General features: G+C 65.6%; 5 protein-coding genes and 3 pseudogenes. 3 read left to right on the top strand and 5 right to left on the bottom strand.

The window, feature by feature from the left end:
* A pseudogene (locus A9W95_RS26310) lies at nucleotides 1-282 on the top strand (malto-oligosyltrehalose synthase); the annotation flags it as partial.
* Here A9W95_RS26310 and A9W95_RS13720 read toward each other — a convergent pair.
* From A9W95_RS13720 to A9W95_RS13700, 5 genes and pseudogenes are all read right to left on the bottom strand, one after another.
* A pseudogene (locus tag A9W95_RS13720) lies at nucleotides 258-869 on the bottom strand (alpha-amylase family glycosyl hydrolase); the annotation flags it as partial. The pseudogenes A9W95_RS26310 and A9W95_RS13720 sit on opposite strands and share 25 nt — an antisense overlap.
* Before the next feature lie 3 nt (nucleotides 870-872).
* Entirely contained in the window at nucleotides 873-3,053 is a 2,181-nt protein-coding gene (gene glgX, locus A9W95_RS13715) for a glycogen debranching protein GlgX (protein ID WP_082983083.1), read from the bottom strand.
* A 36-nt stretch (nucleotides 3,054-3,089) separates the two neighbouring features.
* A complete protein-coding gene (locus A9W95_RS13710) occupies nucleotides 3,090-5,237 on the bottom strand; it encodes an acyltransferase family protein (protein ID WP_067413400.1) in 2,148 nt (715 codons plus the stop codon).
* Nucleotides 5,238-5,575: 338 nt separating this feature from the next.
* Nucleotides 5,576-6,265: pseudogene (gene ripD, locus A9W95_RS13705) on the bottom strand (NlpC/P60 family peptidoglycan-binding protein RipD); the annotation flags it as partial.
* A 297-nt stretch (nucleotides 6,266-6,562) separates the two neighbouring features.
* Entirely contained in the window at nucleotides 6,563-7,009 is a 447-nt protein-coding gene (locus A9W95_RS13700) for a hypothetical protein (RefSeq protein WP_067413410.1), read from the bottom strand.
* Between the two features lie 83 nt (nucleotides 7,010-7,092).
* Between A9W95_RS13700 and A9W95_RS13695 the strand changes: the two genes are divergently transcribed.
* Together A9W95_RS13695 and A9W95_RS13690 are read left to right on the top strand one after the other, a co-directional pair.
* On the top strand, nucleotides 7,093-8,397 hold the full coding sequence (locus A9W95_RS13695) for an adenosylmethionine--8-amino-7-oxononanoate transaminase (protein WP_067413395.1): 1,305 nt from the start codon (nucleotides 7,093-7,095) through the stop codon (nucleotides 8,395-8,397).
* A 6-nt stretch (nucleotides 8,398-8,403) separates the two neighbouring features.
* On the top strand, nucleotides 8,404-9,076 hold a 673-nt coding region (locus A9W95_RS13690; protein ID WP_156746190.1), incomplete at its 3' end, for an aminotransferase class I/II-fold pyridoxal phosphate-dependent enzyme.

Raw genomic sequence — 9,076 nt, 5'->3', positions numbered from 1 at the left:
GTGCACGACCGGCAGCACTACCGATTGGTCGGCTGGAAACGCGGCATCTGCGGTTATCGTCGGTTCTTCTCGATCACCTCGCTGGCGGGCTTGCGCCAAGAAGACCGCGCGGTGTTCGAGGCCAGCCACGCCGAAGTGGCACGGTGGTTCACCGAGGGGTTGGTTGCCGGCGTGCGCATTGACCACCCGGATGGATTGTCCAACCCGTGCGGCTATCTGGACTGGTTGCGCGAACTGGTCGGCCCAGACGCCTGGATCGTGATCGAGAAGAACCGACGATAACCGCAGATGCCGCGTTTCCAGCCGACCAATCGGTAGTGCTGCCGGTCGTGCACGTCGGGCCCGCTGCCCTCACCCGTACCGGGGGCGATGGGGAAGGCCAGGTCACCGAGTCGCAACACGTCGCCATCCACGGTCAGGTCGGCGACGTCGTCGTCAGAACCGAGGACCGGCAGGACGATTCGGCCGTTGTCGAGGTCCCAGTCGATGTCGAAGTAGGTGGCGTACTGCGATTCGCGGCCGTGTCGCAAGACATCCCACCACCACGGGTTCTGTTCGGGTTTGTCGATCCCCACGTGGTTGGGCACGATGTCGACGACGAGTCCCATCCCGCGGTCCTGTGCCGCCGCCGACAGCCGGGCCAGCCCCTCCGGGCCACCCAGCTCAGCCGAAACGGTCGTCGGGTCGGTCACGTCGTAGCCGTGGGTCGAGCCGCCGACTGCGGTGATGATCGGCGACAGGTACAGGTGCGAGACGCCGAGGTCGTCGAGGTAGTCGAGGAGACCTTCAGCGTCGGCGAAGGTGAAGGCGAACCCGCTGGACTCGCCGCGCAGTTGCAGCCGGTAGGTTGAGGTTATTGGTAAGGCCATGTGTCACAACGTCTTACGCAGCACGAGCAGGGATCGTGCCGGCAACACGATCTCGTCGCTGTCGTTGACTACGAGTTCTGCGGCGCCGGTCGGACTGGTGGTGTCCAATTCCACCGTCCATTGCCGGGCATAGTCGTCGTGGGGCATCACAAAGTTCACCTCATGCTCGTGGGCGTTGAAGCACAACAGAAAGGAGTCGTCGACTACCCGTTCGCCGCGGCGATCGCGCTCGTGCAGGGCCTCACCGTTGAGGAACACCGCAATGCTCTTGCCGAAGTCGTTGTCCCAATCTTCGGCGGTCATCTCTTTGCCGGCCGGAGTCAGCCAGGCGATGTCGCGGACTTCGGCGCCGCTGCGGATGGGCTGCCCTTTGAGAAAGCGGCGTCGGCGAAACACCGGGTGTTTTTTGCGTAACGCCGTTGCTCGCCGGGTGAACGTCAACTGGTCGGCGTTCTTCTCAGCCAAGGACCAGTCCATCCAGGACACCGGCGAGTCCTGGCAGTAGACGTTGTTGTTGCCCAGCTGGGTACGGCCGATTTCGTCGCCGTGCAAGATCATCGGAGTGCCCTGGCTGACCATCAGGGTGCCGATGATGTTGCGCATCTGTTTGCAACGCAGCTCGACGATCTCCGGGTCGTCGGTCGGGCCTTCGACGCCGCAGTTCCAGGACCGGTTGTAGCTTTCGCCGTCCCTATTGTCCTCACCGTTGGCCTCGTTGTGTTTGTTGTTGTAAGACACCAAGTCTTTCAAGGTGAATCCGTCATGCGCCGTAACGAAATTGATGCTGGCGCTGGGACGCCGGCCCGTAGCCTCGTACAGGTCCGACGACCCGGTCAGCCGGGAAGCGAACTCGCCCAAGGTCGCGGGCTCGCCCCGCCAGTAGTCGCGCACGGTGTCGCGGTATTTCCCGTTCCATTCGGTCCACAAACCTGGAAAGTTGCCGACTTGATAGCCACCTTCACCGACATCCCAGGGTTCGGCGATCAACTTGACCTGACTGACCACTGGGTCCTGCTGAACCAGGTCGAAGAAGGCCGATAGCCGGTCCACGTCGTAGAACTCGCGGGCCAGGGTGGCGGCCAGGTCGAAGCGGAAGCCGTCGACGTGCATCTCGAGCACCCAATACCGCAGGGAATCCATGATCAGCTGCAGGGTGTGGGGATGACGGACGTTGAGACTGTTACCCGTGCCGGTGAAGTCTTTGTAGTGGCGCAAATCACCGTCGACGAGCCGGTAGTACGCGGCGTTGTCGATGCCGCGGAAGTTGATGGTGGGACCGAGGTGGTTGCCCTCGGCGGTGTGGTTGTAGACCACGTCGAGGATGACTTCGATGCCGGCTTCGTGAAAGGCGCGCACCATCGCCTTGAATTCGGGGACCGCCCCGCCGGCGTGGCGGTTGGATGCGTACTGGTAGTGCGGAGCCAGGAAGCCGAAAGTGTTGTAACCCCAATAATTCCGCAGACCGAGGTCGAGCAACCGCTCGTCGTGCATGAACTGGTGGATTGGCATGAGTTCGATGGCGGTGACGTTCAGTGATTTCAAATGCTCGATGACCACCGGGTGGGCCAAGCCCGCGTAGGTGCCGCGTAATTCCTGGGGTATTCCGGGATGGGTCTGCGTCATGCCCTTGACGTGCGCCTCGTAGATGACCGTCTCGTGGTAGGGCGTGCCCGGAGCGCGGTCCGAGCCCCAGTCGAAGAACGGGTTGACGACCACGGTGGTCATGGTGTGGCCCAAGGAATCAACCATCGGGGGAGACCCGGTCTCCGACGGGTCTTTGGCCGCGACTTCGCGGTCATAGGAGAACAACGCTTGGCCAAAGGTGAATTCGCCGACGAATGACTTGCCGTAGGGGTCGAGCAGCAGCTTGCTGGGATCACACCGATGACCCTGATTCGGGTCCCACGGCCCGTGCACCCGAAAGCCGTAGCGCTGCCCGGGGGTGATGCCGGGCAGGTAGCAATGCCAGATGTGGCCGTCGACTTCGTCGAGATTGATGCGGGTTTCCTCGCCGTTGCGGGCGATCAGGCACAGCTCGACCTTCTCCGCGACCTCGGAGAACAGCGAGAAGTTGGTGCCCGCGCCGTCGTAGGTGGCTCCCAGCGGAAACGGTGTTCCGGGCCATATCGTGGCCAATGACGGGGCTGTGTCGGCGTTATCGAAAGATCCCTCGGTCGACGACATCATTCGACCTTAACGGGGTTGGGCCGGCGCCGAGTGTTACCACCAACCGGTGTGGGCCGCGATCTGGCGGCCCAACTCGGGCGCCAAGGTCCGCATGTAGGTCGGCGTCAGATGGTGAGGATCGCGGTAGACCAGCACATTTCCTTCCACTGGCCGGCACACGTCGGCCCGACAGATCGCGTCGGACATGTCCAGTGGTTTCAGCAACGGGAACTGCCCGACGAAATCCAGCGTGGTGTTGTACTCCGAGAGCAGGTCGGACCTCTTGAGGGCACAGGAGTCGGCGGTGCCGTTCTTGGCCAGGCAATCGGCGGCGTTGAACGGTTGCCCGTCTTTCACCAGCCACGGGGTGTCCCGGATGGCGAGGATCGGAATGTTGTTGTCGGATAACGTCTGCCAGATCCCGGTGTAGGTGGCGGGCATGACGTCGCCGGGCTTGATGTTCCACGGCCGCGTCGAGGTGGTGAAGACGTAGTCGGGGCGGTCGTTGACCAGCTTGGCCATCGTCGTCTCCACCCATTCGCGGCACTGGGGGTAAGGGGCGTTGTTGCCCATGATCAGCGGGACTTGCTCGGTGGACAGCGGGCAACCCATCTTCAGATACGTCACCACTTTGAAGTGGTGGACCCGGCCCAGCAGGTCAAGCGCGGTCAGCCAGTGTTCGGCGTGCGACCCGCCGGCGAGCGCGATGGTCCGGGGGGCGTCGGTGTCGCCGTAAGTGCAGTTGACCACCGCCGGATTGAAGAAGTCGCTGATACAGCCGTCCCTGGTGGACGCGGGCAGATCGTTCTTGACTTCTAGCACGGTGGGCCGCATCCGCAACTTCGGCACCCGTACGTGTTCGGTCAGCGCGCGGGCCCCGGGGTAGTCCAGGGCACTGAGCCCGCTGAGTTCTTTGCCGGAAGCGCGTTCGACGATCAGATGTTCACGCCACGTGAACGAGGTCGCGGTGAGGGTGACACCGAGCAACGCGATCACCGATCCCAGCGCGATCGTCGGGCGGCGCAGCCGCAGTCTCCACGGGATGGCAGGGGAGGGCGTTGTGGTGACGGGTGTGCGGTAGCGGAGCGGGTCTTCGACAAACCTGTTCGTCAGGTACGCCAGCACACCGGATACCAGCAAAATCGCCGCGCCCTCGAGGAAGTTCGCGCGGCGGTGGCCGCTGTAGGAGAGCCAGAAGATGAGCAGCGGCCAGTGCCACAGGTACAGCGAATAGGCCATGGCGCCCAGCGTGACCAACGGCGCGACGGCCAGCGCCTGGTTGGGCAGCGGCAGCCGATCGCTGGTGTCCGGACGGCTCTGCCGGTTCGCACCGGCCAGGATCATCAGCATGGTGGCGCCCACTGGGACCAGCGCCCACGGGCCGGGAAACTCCTTGACGCCGTCGATAACCGCGCCGCAAGACAGGATCGCCGCCAGCCCAACGGTGGCGGCGGCGGTGCGCAGCCACATCGGCCAGCGGATGTAGGGAACCAAGGCGCCAACGAGCGCGCCCAATAACAGTTCCCAAGCGCGCGCAAAACTGTTGTAGTAGGCGGTCGCCTGATCGGTCTGGTGTGCCGAGACGGCGTAGAGGAACGACGCCATCGTCAGCGCGGTGAGCAGAACCACCAAGACGCGGCGCAAGCGGCGACCCCGAAACAGGTAGGCGCAGCCGGCGATGAGCAGCAGGAAGGCGATGTAGAACTGTCCCTGCACCGACATCGACCAGATGTGTTGCAGGGGACTGACGGCTTCGGACGCGCGCAGGTAGTTCGAGGCGGAGTTGGCCAACTCCCAGTTCTGGTAGTAGCCCAAGCTGGCCAGGCTTTGATCGGCGAACGTCTCCCAACGGGTTTCTGGCTGGACCCCGATGGTCAGCAGGGCGCAACCGGCGAGCACGACGACCAGCGCGGGCAGTAGGCGTCGGATCAGCCGGGTGACCTCGGTGACCAGGGACAGAGACCCGGCGGGTCGCAGAGCGCAGCGAATGACCTTGCCGCCGAAGAAAAATCCGGAAAGCGCGAGAAACACATCCACTCCGCCGGAGACTCGACCGAACCAGACGTGGAACACGGCGACGAGTGCGATCGCAATCCCGCGGAGACCGTCGAGATCATGTCGGTAGAAACCCGCGCTGCGGGTCCCCATGCCGGTCCCCGCCGCGTCGGCGGCGGACGGGAGAGGCGGGGACAGGGTCGGCATGATCTCCGTTAATTTACCGAAAGCCGCCACTGGCTTCCTGGCGCAAGACCCTTCGGCGTGGCTGGTCAGCGGATTGATGAACACCAGCACCCAGGGTCAAGAAGCAAGTGGCGGCTAACGCAAGGTGACGAAGCTTACCCAGCCGGGGGCGTGGGCAGCAGAGGTGCCTGCGGTGCGGGCGCCACGGGCGCCTGTTGCGCGGGCAACTGCTGCAGCGGTGGCTGGATTAGCGGCATCTGCTGCAACGGCGCCTGCTGCACCGGTGCGGCGGGCTGCGCCGGCGCGGGCTGCAGTGGCTGCAGGGGTCCCGCCTGAGTCGGTGCCGGTTGTGCGGGCGCGGCGGCCTGTAGCGGCGCCTGCTGGGTCGGAGCCTGCTGCGCCGGGGCTTGCTGCAACGGTGCCTGTTGGCCGGGAGTCTGCGGCAGCGGTGCCTGTTGGCCGGGCGCCTGCTGCGCCGGTGCCTGCTGAGCGGGAGCCTGCTGGGCAGGCGCCTGGGGGAGCGGCGTTTGTTGGTTGGTCGCGCCGAGGATCCGGACCAGGTAGGGCGTCATGCCGCTGGAGCGAACCGGCGACACCTGCACGACGTCGCCCACCTCCAACATTTGGCCGTTGCCGAGATACATCGCGACGCTTTGGGTGCCCTCGGGACCGTAGAAGATCAGGTCACCCTTGCGGGCTTGCTGGGGCAGCACCTTCTGTCCGACCCGGTACATCTGCCCGGAGGACCGCGGCAGCTTGAGCCCGGCGCCGGCGTAGGCGTACTGCATCAGCCCGGAGGCGTCGAACCCCACGGTGTTGATGCCGGTTCCGGTACCGCGGCTAGGACCGTTGACGCCGCCGCCGGCCCACGAGAACGGAACGCCGCGCTGGGACAGGCCGCGAGCGATCACCGCATCGGTGACCTGTTGGTAATCCATCGGCCGGGTAGCCGGATCGGCGGCGGCCACTGCGGGGATGATCACGACGGGCGCCGCGATCGGGGCGGCCAGCATGGCCAGGCCGATCGCGAACGACGAGATGCGTTTCATGGGTTTCAACCTCCTGGGCCCGGGGACCCTTAGTGCCTTCGCGCGGTGACTGCGCGCGTCGGCCGCCACGTCGGGGCTAACGCCGCTGCATGACATTGGGGAACGTGAATCATCGGTTAGCCCGTTATTCACACCAGTCACTACAGACACTCTGACAACAGAGTGGTGCGATAGCCAGGGCCGCAAACATTTTTTGTCGGAACGTGATCGGACGGTGACTGCAGCGTCGAATTCCGTGCGCGCAGTTGTGATTCGGATCTCAGCGGCGTTGCCGCGGCGTGACCAAACGGATGCGGCTCAGTGCCAATAACGTTCGCTGAATCCGGTCAGGGCATAACCGAGCACCGAGGCGAGGGTCAGCACGCCGATGGCGATGATCGGCCAGAAGGACATGTACCAGCCCTTCAGCATGGAGACGAACGGGCCAAGCACCGCGGCCGCGACGGCGGCCCCGATGCCGCCCCACATCACCGGAAAGATGTAGTAGTTCACGCCATAGGGCACCGGAGGGCATTCTTCGTTCAAGCACACGCGGTCGGTGAAGGCGAACAGTTGCTCGGTCCACCCCGTGCTGGTGACCAGGTAGAGGAGCACTCCCAACAGCGCCAGCGTGCAAATCACGTCCCAGGGAGCGATGCGCAGCCTGAGGATGCGCGGCGGCTGGTTGACCGGGCCGTCGTCCACCGCGGGGTAGTCGGCCGTCGGGCCGGGATGGGTGTCCTCGGGCTGATTCGGCGAAGCCATGTCATGCATGCTTCCGGATGGTCGGGGTTTGTGCGACTTTCCAGCGACGGGGCCGCTGTCTGGCTGCATTAGTCTCGGTCTCCATGGCTGCGGCGAGTCCCGGATTGACGCCCGATCAGATCAGCGCGATCGACGCCGCCCACCTCTGGCATCCGTACAGCACGATCGGCGCGGAAGTGGTGCCCCCGGTGGTCGCGGTCGCCGCCCGCGGCGCCTGGCTCACGCTCATCCGCGACGGCCGTCCGATTCAAGCGCTCGACGCGATGAGTTCATGGTGGACGGCCATCCACGGGCATGGACATCCCGTTCTCGACGCGGCACTCGCCGCGCAGTTGGCCGCAATGAACCACGTCATGTTCGGCGGTCTCACCCACGAGCCCGCAGCACGCTTGGCCAAGCTGCTGGTCGACATCACCCCGGACGGCCTGGACACGGTGTTCTTCAGTGACTCCGGTTCGGTGTCGGTCGAGGTGGCGGTGAAGATGGCGCTGCAGTATTGGCGCAGCCGGGACCTGCCCGCCAAGCGGCGGCTGATGACGTGGCGGGGCGGCTACCACGGCGACACCTTCACGCCGATGAGCATCTGTGATCCCGAGGGCGGCATGCACTCGCTGTGGGCCGACGTCCTGGCGCCCCAAGTCTTCGCCCCCCAAGTGCCCCGCGACTACCACTCCGACTACGTCAAGGCGTTCGAGCAGCAGTTGGCCCGGCACGCCGACGAACTCGCTGCGGTGGTCGTCGAGCCCGTCGTCCAAGGCGCCGGCGGCATGCGCTTCCACGACCCGCGGTATCTGCCGGACCTGCGCGAGTTCTGCCGACGTCACCGGGTGCTGCTGATCTTCGACGAGATTGCCACCGGCTTCGGGCGCACGGGCGCGTTGTTCGCCGCCGACCATGCCGGGGTCAGTCCTGACATCATGTGTGTCGGCAAGGCATTGACCGGCGGCTACCTCAGTCTGGCCGCTACGTTATGCACCACCGACATCGCGCACACCATCAGTGGCGGCGCGGCCGGCGCGCTCATGCACGGCCCGACCTTCATGGCCAACCCGCTGGCGTGCGCGGTCTCGGTAGCCAGCACCGAGCTGCTGCTCAGCCAAGACTGGCGGTCGCGCGTGACGGAGATCTCGGCCGGACTGGCGGCCGGTCTGGAACACGCGCGCGCCTTGCCGGCGGTCACCGACGTGCGGGTCTGCGGGGCAATCGGCGTGATCGAATGCGACCGCCCGGTGGACCTGGCCATCGCCACCCCGGCCGCACTGGACCGAGGCGTATGGCTGCGGCCGTTCCGCAACCTGGTCTACGCGATGCCGCCGTACATCTGTCCCCCCGAGGAGATCGCGCAGATCACCTCGGCGATGGTCGAGGTCGCGCGACTCGTAGGCTGAAACCCGATGAAGGCAGAGATCGAGACGTCACCGCTGGCCTGGTTGGCTGCGGTGGAGCGGCAACGCCGCGAGGCGGGGCTGCGTCGTTCGCTACGGCCGCGTCCGGCGGTGGCCACTGAGCTGGATCTTGCGTCCAACGACTATCTGGGGTTGTCGCAGCATCCCGACGTCATCGACGGCGGCGTCCAAGCGTTGCGGGTGTGGGGGGCCGGCTCCACGGGTTCGCGCCTGGTCACGGGGAACACCGAGCTGCACCAAGAGTTTGAGTCGGAGCTGGCCACATACGTCGGCGCGTCCTCGGCGCTGTTGTTCTCCTCTGGCTACACGGCCAATCTGGGCGCGGTCGTCAGTTTGTCCGGTCCCGGGTCATTGCTGGTGTCGGACGCTTATTCGCACGCCTCGTTGGTCGACGCGTGCCGGCTCTCGCGGGCCCGGGTGGTGGTGACGCCCAGCCGTGACGTCGACGCCGTGGAATCCGCCTTGGCCGCCCGCACTGAAGAGCGTGCCGTCGTGGTCACCGACTCGGTGTTCAGCGCCGACGGTGCGCTGGCACCACTGCGGGAGCTGCACGAAGTATGCCGTCGCCATGCGGCGCTGCTCATCGTCGACGAGGCCCACGGACTCGGCGTGCGCGGCGGTGGCCGCGGTCTGCTCTCCGAGGTGGGTCTGGCGGGTGCGC

Origin of the sequence: Mycobacterium sp. 1423905.2, from assembly GCF_001673155.1 — a bacterium.
In the GTDB taxonomy this organism is placed as follows: domain Bacteria; phylum Actinomycetota; class Actinomycetes; order Mycobacteriales; family Mycobacteriaceae; genus Mycobacterium.
This window is presented reverse-complemented; position numbering and strand designations above follow the sequence as displayed.